Annotated in this window: 13 protein-coding genes; 8 read left to right on the top strand and 5 right to left on the bottom strand. The window is 43.6% G+C overall.

What is annotated here, in order from left to right; genetic code table 11:
• Positions 1 to 2: 2 nt before the first annotated feature.
• A complete protein-coding gene (rsmI, locus tag ACSLUR_RS01525; RefSeq protein ID WP_448551170.1) occupies positions 3 to 854 on the bottom strand; it encodes a 16S rRNA (cytidine(1402)-2'-O)-methyltransferase in 852 nt (283 codons plus the stop codon).
• Between the two features lie 124 nt (positions 855 to 978).
• On the opposite strand from rsmI, the gene ACSLUR_RS01520 reads away from it, so the two are divergent.
• Genes ACSLUR_RS01520 through dolP form a run of 4 tightly spaced genes read left to right on the top strand, consistent with a single transcriptional unit; the run spans position 979 to position 4,344 of the window.
• Complete coding sequence (locus ACSLUR_RS01520; protein ID WP_448551168.1) at positions 979 to 2,805, top strand: penicillin-binding protein activator; 1,827 nt, start codon at positions 979 to 981, stop codon at positions 2,803 to 2,805.
• On the top strand, positions 2,792 to 3,166 hold the full coding sequence (locus ACSLUR_RS01515; protein WP_448551166.1) for a YraN family protein: 375 nt from the start codon (positions 2,792 to 2,794) through the stop codon (positions 3,164 to 3,166). Before ACSLUR_RS01520 ends, ACSLUR_RS01515 begins: the two co-directional genes overlap by 14 nt.
• A 15-nt stretch (positions 3,167 to 3,181) precedes the next feature.
• Positions 3,182 to 3,769, top strand: a complete 588-nt coding sequence (locus ACSLUR_RS01510; RefSeq protein WP_116015143.1) for a phosphoheptose isomerase — start codon at positions 3,182 to 3,184, stop codon at positions 3,767 to 3,769.
• 5 nt (positions 3,770 to 3,774) lie between these two features.
• Positions 3,775 to 4,344, top strand: coding sequence for a division/outer membrane stress-associated lipid-binding lipoprotein (gene dolP / locus ACSLUR_RS01505; protein WP_115999039.1), 570 nt, complete (start codon positions 3,775 to 3,777; stop codon positions 4,342 to 4,344).
• Positions 4,345 to 4,438: 94 nt separating this feature from the next.
• Here the strand turns inward: dolP and ACSLUR_RS01500 are convergent, their stop codons facing one another.
• Both ACSLUR_RS01500 and recA read right to left on the bottom strand, forming a co-directional pair.
• Positions 4,439 to 5,518, bottom strand: a complete 1,080-nt coding sequence (locus ACSLUR_RS01500) for a hypothetical protein (protein WP_448551163.1) — start codon at positions 5,516 to 5,518, stop codon at positions 4,439 to 4,441.
• A 476-nt stretch (positions 5,519 to 5,994) separates the two neighbouring features.
• Positions 5,995 to 7,023, bottom strand: a complete 1,029-nt coding sequence (gene recA, locus ACSLUR_RS01495) for a recombinase RecA (protein WP_115999037.1) — start codon at positions 7,021 to 7,023, stop codon at positions 5,995 to 5,997.
• 269 nt (positions 7,024 to 7,292) lie between these two features.
• Here recA and mutS point away from each other — a divergent pair, with 269 nt between their 5' ends.
• From mutS to ACSLUR_RS01480, 3 genes are all read left to right on the top strand, one after another.
• Positions 7,293 to 9,857, top strand: coding sequence for a DNA mismatch repair protein MutS (gene mutS / locus ACSLUR_RS01490; RefSeq protein WP_448551160.1), 2,565 nt, complete (start codon positions 7,293 to 7,295; stop codon positions 9,855 to 9,857).
• Positions 9,858 to 9,889: 32 nt separating this feature from the next.
• Positions 9,890 to 10,378 (top strand): hypothetical protein, encoded by a 489-nt coding sequence (locus ACSLUR_RS01485; protein WP_448551158.1) that lies wholly within the window; start codon positions 9,890 to 9,892, stop codon positions 10,376 to 10,378.
• A gap of 280 nt (positions 10,379 to 10,658) precedes the next feature.
• Complete coding sequence (locus tag ACSLUR_RS01480) at positions 10,659 to 11,072, top strand: hypothetical protein (RefSeq protein WP_448551156.1); 414 nt, start codon at positions 10,659 to 10,661, stop codon at positions 11,070 to 11,072.
• A gap of 118 nt (positions 11,073 to 11,190) precedes the next feature.
• Here the strand turns inward: ACSLUR_RS01480 and ACSLUR_RS01475 are convergent, their stop codons facing one another.
• Entirely contained in the window at positions 11,191 to 12,141 is a 951-nt protein-coding gene (locus ACSLUR_RS01475) for a sugar kinase (RefSeq protein WP_448551154.1), read from the bottom strand.
• A 241-nt stretch (positions 12,142 to 12,382) separates the two neighbouring features.
• On the opposite strand from ACSLUR_RS01475, the gene ACSLUR_RS01470 reads away from it, so the two are divergent.
• A complete protein-coding gene (locus ACSLUR_RS01470) occupies positions 12,383 to 13,129 on the top strand; it encodes a FadR/GntR family transcriptional regulator (protein WP_115999032.1) in 747 nt (248 codons plus the stop codon).
• Between the two features lie 108 nt (positions 13,130 to 13,237).
• Here ACSLUR_RS01470 and ACSLUR_RS01465 read toward each other — a convergent pair whose 3' ends face one another.
• The gene (locus ACSLUR_RS01465) at positions 13,238 to 15,577 is read right to left on the bottom strand and encodes a DUF1961 family protein (RefSeq protein WP_448551152.1); all 2,340 of its coding nucleotides are present in this window, start codon (positions 15,575 to 15,577) and stop codon (positions 13,238 to 13,240) included.
• Between the last annotated feature and the right edge of the window lie 16 nt (positions 15,578 to 15,593).

The following is a 15,593-nucleotide window of genomic DNA, read 5'->3' as shown; positions in this document are numbered from 1 at the left end:
GCTTACCATTTCATCGCTAAGGTTAAATCGTAAAGCTTGTTTTTCTTCAGGCCGTAAATTTCAGCAGCAATTGAACAAGCTTTTTTCGGTGGTAATTCTTTAATCAGCAGTTTCAGTGTCTTTTCAACCTCTGCAGAAATACTGTCTGGTTCTGGCTGATAACCTTCGATCATCAGCACCATTTCTCCCTTTAGCTGATTAGGATCTTGGCTAAGCCAATCAACAAAATTACCAGCACTATCTGCTTTTATCGTTTCAAAGGTTTTGGTTAGCTCACGAGCAATAACTACTTGGCGCTCAGCGCCCATCACTTCAACGATATCTTGCAAAGTGTCCAGTGCGCGCCTTGGTGCATCATAAAAAATCATAGTACGAGTTTCGTTTTTTAGCTCGCTTAACACTTTTTGACGTGCACCTGATTTCGACGGTAAGAAGCCTTCAAACGCGAAACGATCCGTTGGCAAGCCCGCAACTGATAAGGCAGTAACTGCTGCACATGCCCCCGGTACAGGTACCACAGGTAACGACTGCTGTTTTAACCCTCGGACAATATGAAAACCAGGGTCGCTGATCAAAGGCGTACCCGCATCGGATACTAAAGCAATGCTTTTTCCTTCCTCCAACCAGTTGGCAATCTGTTCTTGTCGCTGACGTTCGTTGTGATCATGCAGCGAAAATGTTTTAGCTTTAATACTAAACGCTGTTAGTAATTTTTGTGTGTGGCGCGTGTCTTCACACGCAATCAAGTCAACTTGGCTCAGCACGTCTATTGCGCGTTGAGTCATATCCCCCAAATTGCCAATTGGCGTTGCGACTACGTATAACGTACCAGGCACTATTTGAAATTCTGTCATTTATTTACCGCTATGCTTTAAATCAGGTGATGCGTTAACTTGCGCATCAAGTGATGCAGTGGTTGAGAGTCATTAGGATGAAGTTTATTATAAACTCATACTTAAACCCACGGATTTCCAAGTAGTGAAGTCAGAAAGTCATCGGTTCTCTATTCTACAACTTACGTTAAGCGCCGTTATTGTTGCGCTTCTAGCAAGTTGCGCAGCGCCAAAAACACCTAAAATTGTGCAACAACCGCAAGTTACACAAACAGCCGAGCCTGAACAGTTAAGTGCAAGTTACTTTATTCGACAGAGTAAAGAGCAAACGGGAAAGGAAGCCTTAAATTCTCTTATTACCGCAAGTGAGTTCCAGTTAACTGAAGGCCAATCATTAAAAGCGCTTTGGTTAGCAAACCAACTGCAAGCACAGACATCGGGTGAGCAAAAATACCGCGTGTTAATCGTTAAAGCGCAAGCATTATTAGAGCTAGAACAAATTGATTTAGCCTGGCAGCAGTTAGTTAAGGCAAAATCGGTAAATACTGATCTCGACGTCAAATATTATCAGTTAGCACAGCAAATTAATTTGACGCGAGGCTTTACCCTTGATGCTTTAGATGCTCAGCTATTTGCATTTTCGATGAACCCACAGGCCGGTGAAGAAGAGATTGAGGCGCTATGGCAAGCGTTTCAACAGCTCTCTTCTTGGCAATTGAGCCAACTTGATAATAACAAAGCACCTTACCTAAGTGGCTGGGTACAATTAACGAAATACGCTCATCGTTTTGGCGATGACTTGTCTGCCTTTCACCGTTACCTGCAGCAATGGCGCAGACAATTCCCAACTCATCCGGCTAATAATTTAGTAGGTCAATTACTTAACAAAGAAAAAGCCTACCCACTGGGGGCAGAACGTATCGCTGTTATTCTCCCTTTATCAGGCAGACAGCAAGCAGCTGGTAGCGCAGCACAGCAAGGTATTTTAGCTGCGTATCAAGAGCAAAGTACCACTAAATTACATTTCTTTGATTCAGAAACCCTCGACTGGACCACGCTAAAATCGACGTTAGAGACACTAGAAATAGATTACGTCATCGGCCCCTTGTTGAGAGAGCGGGTCAATCAATACCTAGCAATTGATGACATCACAATTCCAAGCCTATTGCTGAACGTTTCAGCGCAACATACCCTAAGCGAAAATCAATTTGCCATTTCGATGCGTCCAGAAGATGAGGCCGTGCAAGCAGCGGCCACCTTAGCGCGTAAAGATTACCAAATGCCGATTGTCTTAGTGCATCAAGACCAAGTAAGTCAGCGCATTGCCACAGCGTTTGTTGATGAGTGGCAGCGGGTCACTGGTTATGCGCCTAAATTAATGCCATTTAGTAAAGGTAAGAAAATGCAAACGATGCTGAAATCTGCGCTTGGGGTTTTTCAAAGTAAAGCACGCATCGATGACTTGAATAGTAGAATTAAGCACACAATTAAGGCTGAAACACGCAACCGACGCGATATAGATATGATTTATATTGTCGGTTCAGCAACGCAAACGCGACTTCTAAAACCGCATATTGATGTGAGCATTAGCCCATTTGCCGACACTATTCCAATCTACGCCAGTAGTCGCAGTCATAGCCTCGCGGTTGATGAAGGAGATACGCGCGACCTTGCAGGCATGAGCTTTACCGAAATGCCTTGGCTGTTAGCGAGCCAAGCGCAAAACAAACCGCTAATGCAAGTCACTAAGCAACTCTTTCCAACCCGCAGTGATAGCCTGCAACGAATATTCGCAATGGGTTACGACTCGCTCGCATTAGTGAACAAGTTAGCCTTAATGCAAAAGTACCCGTATGTGCGCCACTATGGGCAGGTAGGCACCTTACAGCTTGCTGCAAATCAGGTATTAACGCGCACGCTATTATGGGGCCGCTACAACAAGGATAGTGTGCAACAAATTGCGATGGATTAAACAACCCACCACCAAAAACATTGGTGAGCAAACCGAACAACTAGCTGCGCACTACCTGTGCCAACAGGGGCTGAATTGTTTAACTTGCAATTTTAGCAGCAAATATGGCGAAATCGATATTATTGCGCAAGATGGCGAAGTACTCGTATTCGTTGAAGTAAAATATCGCAAACAAGCAAACTATGGCGGCGCAATTGCCGCCATTTCTGCAGCTAAACAACAAAAATTGAAACTTTGCGCCTCTTTTTATCTCCAACAGGCACAATTAAATGAATATAATACGCCATGTCGTTTCGATGTGGTTGCCCTGCAAGGGCCAATTGAACAACCGAATATAACCTGGCTAAAAAATGCCTTTTAAGGAACCATTACTCTTATGTTAGAGCGTATCAAAAGTAATTTTACCGAAAGTATTCAAACCAAAATCGCTGCAAGTGAAGCGTTGGCGGCTCCTATTGAGCAGGCTGGTATGGTGATGGTACAAGCCCTACTTAACGGTAAAAAAATTCTAAGTTGCGGTAACGGTGGCTCTGCTGGCGACGCTCAGCACTTTTCATCAGAGCTATTAAATCGCTATGAAACAGAGCGTCCAAGTTTACCTGCGATCGCATTAACCACAGACAGCTCAACAATTACTTCTATTGCTAATGACTACCACTACGATGAGGTGTTCTCTAAGCAAGTAAGAGCCCTTGGTAACGAAGGAGATGTACTACTAGCAATATCGACTAGTGGCAATTCAAAAAACGTAATCAAAGCCATTGAAGCGGCTGTTGCCCGTGATATGCCGATTATCGCGTTAACTGGTCGAGATGGTGGTGATATTGCTGGCCTGCTTGGTGAGAATGACGTTGAAATTCGCGTTCCATCGCCGCGCACTGCACGTATTCAAGAAGTGCACTTGCTAGTTATTCATTGTTTATGCGAAATTATCGATAGCACATTATTTCCACAAGGTGAGTAGTTCTCGTGAAACTTCATAAACTAGCTGCGCTCATTACCGCAGCTTCGTTGCTACAAGGCTGTGTCGCTGCTGCGGTTGTTGGCGTTGTTGGTGGTGCAACTGTGGCGGCAGATAACCGCTCAGTCGGCGCCCAAATTGACGATCAAAACATCGAATTACAAGGCTATGCAAAGCTTGCTGAACATAAAGGTATTAGTGACAACACTAACCTGCAAATCACCAGCATGAACGGTTCTGTATTAGTCGTCGGGCAGGCCCCCAATACCTACTTACGTGATGAGGCGTTGAAAATCCTCAAATCAGTGACAGGTGTCGTGCAAATTCACAATCAAATTCGTCTTGGTAATACCGTTTCAGTGGCGACTAAATCTAACGATATTTGGTTAACGTCGAAAGTTAAAACGGCACTATTTAAAAGCGATAAAGTAGACGCTAACAATATTAAAGTGGTCACAGAAAACGCCGAGGTCTTTTTAATGGGCTTAGTAAGCCGTGGCGAAGCAGATCAAGCGGTGAATATCGCTCGCAATATCGGTGGTGTAAACCGAGTAGTTAAAGCCTTTGAATATCAATAGAGCTTGGCTACTTTTAGCCCTAAGCCCTAGCATACGGTAAATAATTTTCGAAAAACCGTCATAGTCTATGACGGTTTTTCCTTTTTACAGCTCATTAAAGTTGTTGAATGACGGAAAAAGATGCCGCTAACTCAGCTTTCGCTTTTATTGAGCTTTCTTTGAAATTAATCAAACCGTTTGGAGGCCACATTAGCGATAGCAGCTTAGCGTCTAATTCAAGTGTTTGCTTATAAAGCGCTTTTAGTTGGTTATTGTCACCCGCCACCCGGTAAATCTTAGTCGCAATCAAATCTAGGTCACTTAAGTAGGTCTCTTTCGCGGTCATCACCGCTTTTTTAGCTTTTGGCTCCACCACATTTAACCACAGTGAGTCTAGTCGCTGACGACCATAGCGGTTGTTTAGTAGCGAAAGTAAGTAATCGTTTGACTGGCTAGCCGTTGCTATACCCTGCTCAACTTGCTGCTTGTAAAGCCAAACTAAAATACGTTGGATATCCGCTTGCTCTTGGTTAATACTTGCAGATAATGCTTCTACTTTTTCGGGCGTTAGCTTAACTAAAAAGCGATGTAAACGTATTTGCTCTTGATTGATACTATGAACATTACTTAAGCCATTAACAATTGCATTAAGCTGATAACTATTGAGTATTTCAGTACGATAGCTACCAAGTAGGTTGCGAGCATACTGTGATTGAAGAAAATACGGCGCTATGCCCTTTAAAGTAATTTGAGTTTCGTAAGCCTCAATATGACTTGGTGTTTTTTTTAATTTCTCTAATAGCCCCTTCTTAAGCAAAGCTACCTTGTTCTGCGCATTTTGAATATTGCCTTTAATTCGCTGCTTTTCAGCTAAATGCATGGCCGCGTATGAAAAGGGCTGATAGCTCGGTGCAAAGTCAATCACCAAGGACAATTGCTCATCGCTTATGCCTGCAAAGTTTTTCGGATTTGCCATGAGCTGTTCAATCACTGCACCTAGCGCTTGTTTATCTTCATAATCTTGCGCATAAACCTCAGGCGCATGTTGGTATAGTTCGTCAAGTAAGGTGAGTTGAGTAACGATGTCGCCATTGTCTAGCGCGTCTTCATATTGTTGTTCGGTAAGGTGGAGATTTGCGGTATCACAACCTGAAAGTACTGCCGTTAACAGCACAGCAGTATAAAGCCTTTTCATAACGTCCCTATCAGCATATTGCAGGCAACACAATTATCCTCTTGCTCAGCTCTCTATATTATTAGCAGAACTTTAGGTTAATGATCTATGCCTATAACTTGGCGCATTGTTAAAACACATGTTGTAAATTACTTACTTAGATGATTCAGCCGAATAGTTAGTTTTATCATTAATATGGATGGCTTAAGTAGTAACTTTCATCAAAGAAGCTATTGAATCATATTGAAATTTCTTACAAAAGTAGAGGAGTTTTTGATGAAAAGTTTGTGTCGAGTTATGTCATGCCTCAGCACAATTGGTGACCATCAGCTGCTATAGCTAATTTAGCGCTGAAAACAAAAAATCCCGCACTGGCGGGATTTTTTAATTATCTCTGAGCTTGTACTATTTCTGAGCTTGGGCTCTACGCTTAAAATAGTGCTTAAATGAAGCTCTGGTAATTGCACACCTATAGTAAGTGTAGTGTGTGCAATAGTTTATTCTGTCTCAGCTTCAGTTTCCGCTTCGGCTTCACTTGGCTTAGATAGGAACATCTCACGTAAACGGCCATCAAGCTCTTGCGCTACTTCAGGGTGCTCTTTTAAGTACTTGGTTGCGTTCGCTTTACCTTGACCAATACGGTCGCCATTGTAGCTATACCAAGCACCAGCTTTTTCTACCATCTTGTTCTGTACGCCAAGATCTAAGATCTCACCTAGGTTATTGATACCTTCACCGTACATAATTTGGAATTCTACTTGCTTGAATGGTGGTGCAATCTTGTTCTTAACAACTTTAACTCGAGTTTCGTTACCGACAATTTCATCACCCGCTTTTACTGCACCAATACGGCGAATATCTAAACGAACTGAAGCGTAGAATTTAAGGGCATTACCACCGGTTGTGGTTTCTGGGTTACCAAACATCACACCAATTTTCATACGAATTTGGTTGATGAAAATCATCATAGTGTTTGACTGCTTCAGGTTACCTGTTAGTTTGCGCATCGCTTGCGATAGCATACGCGCTTGCAAACCAACGTGCGAATCACCCATGTCACCTTCAATTTCTGCTTTTGGTGTCAATGCGGCAACCGAGTCAACCACAATCACGTCAACCGCACCTGAGCGAGTTAGCATGTCACAAATTTCTAATGCTTGCTCACCAGTATCTGGTTGAGAAACAAGTAAATCGTTGATGTTAACACCTAGCTTTTCCGCATAAATTGGGTCAAGTGCGTGCTCAGCATCAACGAATGCACATACTTTACCGTTGCGCTGTGCTTCTGCGATAACTTCTAACGTTAACGTTGTTTTACCACTCGATTCTGGACCGTAAATTTCAACAACACGACCCATTGGTAAGCCGCCTGCACCTAAGGCAATATCTAAGCCTAGTGAACCAGTAGAGATGGTTTCTACATCCATACTACGGTTTTCACCAAGGCGCATAATTGAACCTTTACCGAACTGACGTTCAATTTGACCAAGCGCGGCCGAGAGTGCTTTTTCTTTGTTGTCGTCCATTTATCGCTCCAATAAATACGATAGCGTTAATTTGTTAAGTTGCGCTTAGTATACTGTACGCTCGTACAGTATCAAGTGTAAAATAATATTATTTACCAAATCAAAGCTAAAGCACTGTTAATAATAAACTTATTGTTTCACTCCTTAGTTTGAGTATTTCTTATCCAGTAGTTTTAACCAGTACTTTAGCGAGTAATTCTCTAGTAGGGGAATGCAGGGCTTTATGGCATAATCCACGTCAATTTTATGCTAACAACACTTATCTTTTTATGACCACAGCGCCTGCCGATTTATCTACGCATACGCCTATGATGCGCCAATATCTTAAAATTAAAGCGGAATTTCCCAATATTCTGTTATTTTACCGTATGGGTGATTTCTACGAGCTGTTTTACGACGACGCGAAAAAAGCCGCAGACTTAGTGGACATTTCACTGACCGCACGTGGCAAGTCTGGTGGTAATGCCATTCCCATGGCCGGCGTGCCCTATCATGCAGTCGAAAGCTATTTAGCTAAGCTAGTGCAACTAGGAGAATCGGTCGCGATTTGTGAACAAGTGGGTGATCCTGCAACGAGCAAAGGGCCAGTTGAGCGCAAAGTAGTAAAAATTGTTACGCCTGGCACTGTCAGTGATGAAGCCTTATTGTCCGATCGCCAAGACAACCTAATTGTTGCCATTAGCGAAGTGAAAACTGGTTTTGGTTTGGCCTATTTAGATATGACCAGTGGCCGCTTTGTGGTCAGTGAACCAAACAGCGCAGAGCAATTACAAGCAGAATTACAACGACTATCACCGGCGGAGTTGCTGTACCCAGAAGATTTTAGCGCACCGCAATTACTGGAAGCTCACAAGGGATTACGTCGCCGCCCAGAGTGGGATTACGACCTAGACACCGCCATTAGTATTCTCACTAAGCAATTTCAAACCAAAGAGCTCACTGGCTTTGGCGTGGATGATCTGCCGCGCGGCTTAATGGCGGCCGGTTGCTTGCTGAATTACGTACAAGACAGCCAGCGTACTGCCCTGCCCCATATTCGCGCCATTGTCGCCGAATCATCACAAACTGGGGTAATTTTAGATGCAGCGACGCGTCGTAATTTAGAGCTAACCCATAACTTACAAGGTGGCGTTGAAAGCACCTTAGCCTCAGTGTTGGATAAATCAGCCACGCCTATGGGCTCTCGACTGTTAAAACGCTGGCTGCACTTCCCGCTTCGCGATTTAGCGGTATTAACGGCAAGACAAAACGCTGTGGGTAGTATTATCAACGACGAGTTACATCCAGAGTTTAAAACCGTGCTTAAGCAAATTGGTGATATTGAACGTATTGTTGCCCGTATTGCCCTGCGCTCTGCGCGCCCTCGAGATTTTGCTCGCCTGCGTAACGCGTTAGGTCAATTGCCAGAACTCCAAAGTTTACTAGCAGAATCAAGCACGTCAGATTTAGCGGCGTTAGCGCAGCAAACCCAGCCGATGGGTGAATTGTATGCGCTACTAAGCAGCGCGATTATTGAGAACCCACCAGTGCTTATTCGCGATGGCGGCGTAATTGCTCCCGGCTATCACCAAGAACTAGACACCTTGCGCGATTTAAGCGAAGGAGCAACGAACTTACTGGCAGAAATTGAAACCCGCGAAAAAGAACGCACCGGTATTCAAACGCTAAAAGTGGGTTATAACAAGGTACACGGTTTCTTTATTGAAGTAAGCAAAGCCTCTTCAAATCAAGTGCCTGCGGAATATATTCGTCGTCAAACCCTGAAAAACAACGAGCGCTATATTACCGAAGAGCTTAAAGCTCATGAAGAAACGGTACTGACCGCGCAAAGCCGTTTTCTCGCGCTAGAAAAGCGCCTTTACGACGAGCTATTCGATAAGGTGATGCCTGTACTTGAACAGCTGCAAACTTTAGCGCAAGGTATTGCAGAACTTGACGTACTTAACACTTTTGCTGAGCGCGCAGAAACGCTTAATTACGTAAAGCCTAAGCTAACCAAAGACAAGCGCATTAACATCGAGCAAGGTCGCCATCCTGTGGTAGAGCAAATGACCAATGATGCCTTTATTGCCAACCCCGTTGTGCTTGATAACAGCCGCGAAATGCTGATCATTACCGGCCCGAACATGGGCGGTAAGTCCACCTATATGCGCCAAACCGCACTGATTGTATTGCTAGCGCATATTGGTTGCTTTGTTCCGGCTGACAACGCTGAAATTGGCTTAGTGGATCGCATATTCACTCGTATTGGCGCGTCAGATGATTTAGCCAGTGGCCGCTCGACCTTTATGGTGGAGATGACAGAAACCGCTAATATTTTGCACAACGCCAGTGATCGCAGTTTGATTTTACTCGATGAAATTGGACGAGGTACTAGCACATACGACGGCTTATCACTGGCCTGGGCTGTTGCCGAAATGCTCGCCTTAAACACTAAAGCCTTTACGTTATTTGCCAGCCACTATTTCGAACTGACTTTATTGGCAGAGCAAATCGACACGCTAGCTAATGTCCACTTAGATGCCGTTGAGCACGATGACAACATTATCTTTATGCATGCCGTGCAAGAAGGTGCCGCCAGCAAGAGTTTTGGCCTGCAAGTGGCGCAATTAGCCGGTATTCCAAAACCTGTGATCAGCCGTGCCAAACAGCGTTTAGCGGAATTGGAAACGCAGCAAGCACCAACGGTGGCCACTAAACCGCAAGCATTTGAGCAGTTGCCGTTAATGGATGTTGAACATCCTGTGGTAGAGTCGTTAAAACAGTTAGACGTTGACGAGCTTAGTGCCAAGCAGGCACTTGATTTACTCTATCAATTAAAATCACAGTTATAGTTTTATCTATATCAAAACAGGAGCATCAGTTAGTGAAATTACCCATTCGTATTGCTGCCGAGCAGCAAGTGTCTGATGCCCTAAATATTACTAAACATGAGTTAGAGCGCATTGAAGCTTGGGCGAATTTTGAAACCTTAAAAGCCAATTGGTATGGCGACGAAGCCAATAGCCCAAGCTGCCAGATCACCATAGTGTCGCCTGAGTATTTTGATAAAAAGTTCAGCACTCTGTTACAAACAACAAGTAGCGATGACCCCATAACAGGCTTTCAATTAGACGAGAGTCAAACTGTAGCGTTTAAATTTGCAGAACTCGGCAGTAAACAACTGATAGTGATCAGTACAACTGAACAGCTTCTGATTGATCAATTGTCGAAAATAAGCGACAAAAGCGGTGGCGCTCAAGAGAGCCAAAATAGTAAATGGATAGGCACTGAAAACGCGGTAAAACTCCAGCAAGTGATTCGCCAATGGCTATTGAGCATGGCAAAACATTTTGGCTTAGACTTAATAGATTAACCTGACAGCTAAAATCATTTTTTACATGCTTGTTGCCTATCCAACGCCTTATCTTATTGATTAGCGAGTAGAATAAATTAAGCAGCGAATCTAAGGCCTGTGAAACGTTCAGTATGGTTTACAAAGTGCTCTTATAAATGGCTCAAACAGTCTACTTTTTGATCACCAAATCTCTTTACATCACCACACCTGACCTTATAATCCACGCCGATTTTTAGTAAGAGATTCAAGTCATGCGGTGCTTTATGTGCAGCCTGACAATTTTCATAGCGAGGTAGTGATGAAAAAATTAATCGGTCTAGTAGCATTTACCGCAGTGACGCTAAGCACACAGACATCAGCGGCAAACATTCAATTTGTTGGCAAAGATAAGTCAACAGAAACCAATTTATGCATGCTGGCAGCTGAGCAAGGCTACAACGCTGTTGCAGCAAAATTTGCCCAGAATAAACGCCAATTACATAACACTAAATGTAATGGCGAAACGTTGAAAGACTTCGCTGCGTCATTCAAAGCAAGTGCAAACAAGGTTGAGCACAAGACAGTGATTGTTTCTGGCAACCAATCAATGGAAAGCCAATTGTGTATGAAAGCCGTTAAAGAAGGCGTGCGTGCTGTTGGCCACCGAGTTTCGTCATTGAAATGCAATGGTCAATCTGTTGCTAGCTTTGTTAAGGCAGTAAAACGCTCTTAATCAACAAGCCTATGCTGTAACTCAAACCGAAAGGCACAAGTTCTGCCAATAAAAAAGCTCGTTAAATAACGAGCTTTTGTTTTCCCTTACCATTCTTGTTGACATAGTTCAGGGCAAATTAACTTTGCATTAATGTATTTAACGATACTTGAATTGGTGCAAATTCCTCCGCCGCAATAATCGCCCCTCGGTGCTGAATAACATGCGCTGCTAATAAACTCGCGTAACTTACCGACAAAGTTATGTTGCTGCCAACTAAGCGAGCATAAAGATAACCAGCGTTAAATGAGTCACCCGCCGACGTGGTATCGACAACATTCGCTACAGGTTCAATAGCAATAAACTGGCTTTTTTCGTCCTGAATCACTCGCACGCCATGTTCACCATGCTTAATCACCAGTTCATCAATGGCAAAGTCATTCAGGGACATTGCTACGGAATTAAAGCAATTACCCATCGCTAGTTGTTCGAGATCTTCCACGCCAGCAAATACCGTAGTGCTTACCCTTAACGCACGTTGAAACGCTTGCTGAGCTAGAGCTTTGTCTGGCCATAGTTGAGGGCGAAAGTTGGTATCGAAAACAATTTGTTTGCCAAGAGCAGCCAGTCGCTCAACAAATAGCCAAAAACGCTCGCGATCATTTTTTGCAAGAATCGCAATTGAGATACCAGAAAAATAAAATAAGTCTGTACGCTCAATAAGCTGGCTAAGCTGCTCATCACTGACTAATGCAAAGGTCTCGCGCGCCGCCGCTTGACCTCGCCAATAAGTAAAGCTGCGCTCCCCTGCACTATCAATATCAATTAAATAAGCACCAACAGTTTGCTCAGGGTGACGATAGACGTAATCGGTACTAATCTGCTCCACTTGAAACTGGCTGACCATATTGTCACTTACCGCATCACGGCCGACCGCAGATAGCAGTGATACCTGCGCCAACCCAGTCGCCAAGCGTTGCAAATAAACACTGGTATTATAAACGTCGCCAGCAATACCACGCTGATATTGCTGTGCAGCTAAGGGTGCAAACTCCAACATGCACTCACCAAATACGACTATTTTTTTCATAATTATAATATAAATCGCAAAAACACTTATCATATCACATGACATCATGTATGATAGCAAACAGTCAACAATTTAGTTTAAAATTCAAGCAGCTTACTTTTGACAGGCTGCAATAGGAATTAGAGCAGTAAATGCAGCTAACTGGCACTAAAGATCATTGTTCATTGCCGATAAACGCTGTAAAGTCACTAATGTGCCCTAGTTGAAACAAATTATTAACATTGAAAAGAATAATCGCCGCATGAAGCATTTACACATTGGACAAATTCAAAGTTCACGCAGCTTGACTAATGATTTGGTTGAGTCACTAAGAAGCCAAATTCTAGAAGGTAATCTGGAGCCTGGTACAAAATTGCCAGCTGCTAAAGATATTGAAGAACAAGCGGGTGTTAGTCGCAGTGTAGTGCGTGAAGCGGTTGCCGCGTTAAAAGCAGAGGGCTTAATTGTCAGTCGACAAGGTGTTGGCATGTTCGTCGCTAACAACACACCTAAGCAGTCTTTTGAAATTGAAAACAAAGAGTTTACTTGCATTGAAGAAGCTGTCCAAATTCTAGAGCTGCGTATGGCTGTTGAAATTGAAATGGCATCAATGGCAGCGCGCAATCGCACAGATAAGCAGATGGCTGATATCTGGGCGGCACTTGCAGCGTTTGACCAGCAAGTAGCTAATGGAAATGATGCTGTCAAAGAAGATTTGAATTTCCACTTATCTGTGGCAAGCGCTTCTGGTAACCCATACTTTTCTCGCTTTATTAAATATATTGGCGAAGGTGTTATCCCAGACCGAGATATTGTCACTGACTATGAAGAGTCCATTGACTCAACAGATTACCTGAAAATTATTCAAAATGAGCACAAAAAGATTGCTGAAGCGATTGAAGCGAAAGACAGCGAAGCGGCTCGCTCGGCTACGCGTGAGCACTTAGGAAATAGCCGTGATCGCCATATAAAAATTGCGGAACATGTGAAACGCAAGCAAGGCTTGTAATACTCACTTTACCTGCCTAACTTAAGGTAACTGGAAAAATGGCGCTTACTAAGCGCCATTTTTTATTGAGCTATATAAACAAAGTAAACAGTGAGCTACAGACACTTATTAGTGTGGTGCTACTGGGTAATCTTGCCAACTTGCACCAGCGCGATGAAGCTGCATGTAGTTAGTTAATGGTTGGCTACCAAAACGTTGCTGGTAAGCGTTAGGCAAGTCTGCTCGGCGTTTAAAATAGCCATTAGTGCCTTTATCTAGATCGGCAACTGGGTTTTGCAGATCAACTATCCCATTATCCTGCCAACTCACGCCTTCATAGGGCATAGAGGATAGTAACTGCCAACCAGGCTGACCGTAAATTAAATTGGCAATAAAACTAACATCATGGGCCAAAACACTGCGGTCTTTATTAAGTTTTCGCTTATCTATTTCAGCCAGCACACCCGTTGGAATAAAATTATTGCGACGTAGCACTACCTGTTCAGCTGCAATATGATGACGCGGTAACGATTTTGGCCGCCCCGGCTTTTGGTACCCTTCTGGCTGCCCATTAACTAGCTTCACCAAGTTGGGGCCACCACCTTGAAAATGATTGTTCTCAATTAGATGATGTTTACCACGGATCATGACTCCAAAGTCACGAGCCCGCTTACTACGCTTATGCTGACTACTTTCTTTTATATTACCTATATGCGGCGATTGCTGGCGCTCAAACCAATTGCCATAAACATGGCTATAATTGCCTTGGCGTAAGCTCAGCCCACCCAAGTTATTGGTAAAACGATTTAGGCGTATGGTGTTGCGGCTCGACTTGTCGGAAATCACTTCCCCTTCGCCATTACATTGTTCAAACACGTTGTATTCAACCGTCATATAAGCATCGATATTATGTGACCATCCAGTCGCAAGGCGAATCACTTCAGCATTGTCAGAACCAATATCTGGGCGTGAAAAATAATTATGATCAAAACGGTGAAACGCGCCACTGGCCGGTGGTTTAGCATTGCTTAGCACACCACCATGAGTTTGCTTATTGACAAAGGTGCAATGATCCACTCGATTTTTACTTCCTTCGATATTAAGCCAAGTGGCATGATGACGGTCGAAAAAGTCGATACTGCAGTTGCTAATGCGAATATAGCTCCCCTGAAGATCCAATATATATGGGGCTTTTTGGCTGATCTTATTGCCTTTATTTTCCACATAAGCACTGTTATCAAAACGGCTTCCGTCAGTAAAGCGAATGCCAGTTAAGGTAATGTGCGAGCCCGTAATTTTTAATGCCGGTTTGCCGGTAAATAACACTTGTCCCGGCTGTTTCGCTTTAATATAGATGCGTTCGGTAAGAGTTCCTGAAGTGCTTAGTTCAGCAGCAACATCAGGGTATTTGCCACTTTCCAACCAAATAGTGGTGCCCGCTGTTACCTTAGCCAGCGCATCGATTAATTGTTTGCTATTGCTAACGGTAACTTGCTGTTTGCTCGCAGGTAATTCAAATGGATTTTGCTGCAATTGATACAGATTAAAATCACTGACCATAGCACGGGCACTAGCCATAAGCCTTAAACCGACATGCCCACCTTGTAAGGCATTATCCTTATCCACGTAATCCATTTGCAGCTGATCGTTTAAGTAAAGTTGAAAGCGATCACGCCATTTGATTAACCGATATTTATAGGCTTTATCCGGCGCCAATGCTGCCATATCAGGTTGGCTTTTCAGTAACTGGCCACCATGATGGTTTTTGCGTAAATTCGCGGTACTGCGATGTGGCGTATAGCTGGACACGTGGTAAGACTGAATATCACCACTGGTATATTGTTTAAACACGCCATTACGTTTGGCCAACGCTGGCGAGAAAATGGATTCATTGTTGAGTCCAGATGCAGAGAAAAACAAAATAAACAGTCCCATTGGCGACTGGTGCTGTAAATCAAACTCAACAATGTAACTGTCAGGAAGTTGCTGTTTATTCCACAGCACTACATGCCCGCCTTTAAAGCGCTGCTGTGCATCTAACATACGCTGATATTGCTCGTTCGGCAGTGTCGCTTGCGCCAGCTGCCCCAGCACTTGGTAATATTGGCTGAGTTGATTCGGCACAAAATCAAATAAACCTTGCTGATAAGCTTGAATAAAGTCAGTAGTGAGTTGCGATTCAAAAGTCAGTTGCTGAGCTTTATTTAACGTGAGCTTAGCAGGCCCTTCTACTTGCCACTCTTTAGCTAGACTTTCCTTTGACGAAAAGTCAGCCTGATAAATTCGACGGCTGCCAAGTACCTGATGCAACTCATCGCTTCGATAGTCACCTTGCAGTAACACTGGCATTGGGTGATCGACAGGTAGTGACTGCCTCGCAATGGAGCTTTTTTGAACAACTGAGCTGGGCTGGGCGGCTACGTGCATGCTTAACAAGCACAGTAATATCATTAGTTTATTACGCATCATTTACTTCAACATCAGA

The organism is Thalassotalea montiporae, from assembly GCF_053485855.1.
The sequence above is the reverse complement of the archived record's forward strand: the minus strand, read 5'-3'. Positions and strand labels throughout refer to the sequence as shown.

What these genes read in the sequence shown, in the direction of transcription:
- ACSLUR_RS01470 (WP_115999032.1), top strand. Translation starts at nt 12,383, where the DNA reads ATGAAGCATTTACACATTGGACAAATTCAAAGTTCACGCAGCTTGACT.
- recA (WP_115999037.1), bottom strand. Translation starts at nt 7,023, where the DNA reads ATGGACGACAACAAAGAAAAAGCACTCTCGGCCGCGCTTGGTCAAATT.
- ACSLUR_RS01465 (WP_448551152.1), bottom strand. Translation starts at nt 15,577, where the DNA reads ATGATGCGTAATAAACTAATGATATTACTGTGCTTGTTAAGCATGCAC.
- ACSLUR_RS01475 (WP_448551154.1), bottom strand. Translation starts at nt 12,141, where the DNA reads ATGAAAAAAATAGTCGTATTTGGTGAGTGCATGTTGGAGTTTGCACCC.
- ACSLUR_RS01480 (WP_448551156.1), top strand. Translation starts at nt 10,659, where the DNA reads ATGAAAAAATTAATCGGTCTAGTAGCATTTACCGCAGTGACGCTAAGC.
- ACSLUR_RS01510 (WP_116015143.1), top strand. Translation starts at nt 3,182, where the DNA reads ATGTTAGAGCGTATCAAAAGTAATTTTACCGAAAGTATTCAAACCAAA.
- ACSLUR_RS01500 (WP_448551163.1), bottom strand. Translation starts at nt 5,518, where the DNA reads ATGAAAAGGCTTTATACTGCTGTGCTGTTAACGGCAGTACTTTCAGGT.
- mutS (WP_448551160.1), top strand. Translation starts at nt 7,293, where the DNA reads ATGACCACAGCGCCTGCCGATTTATCTACGCATACGCCTATGATGCGC.
- rsmI (WP_448551170.1), bottom strand. Translation starts at nt 854, where the DNA reads ATGACAGAATTTCAAATAGTGCCTGGTACGTTATACGTAGTCGCAACG.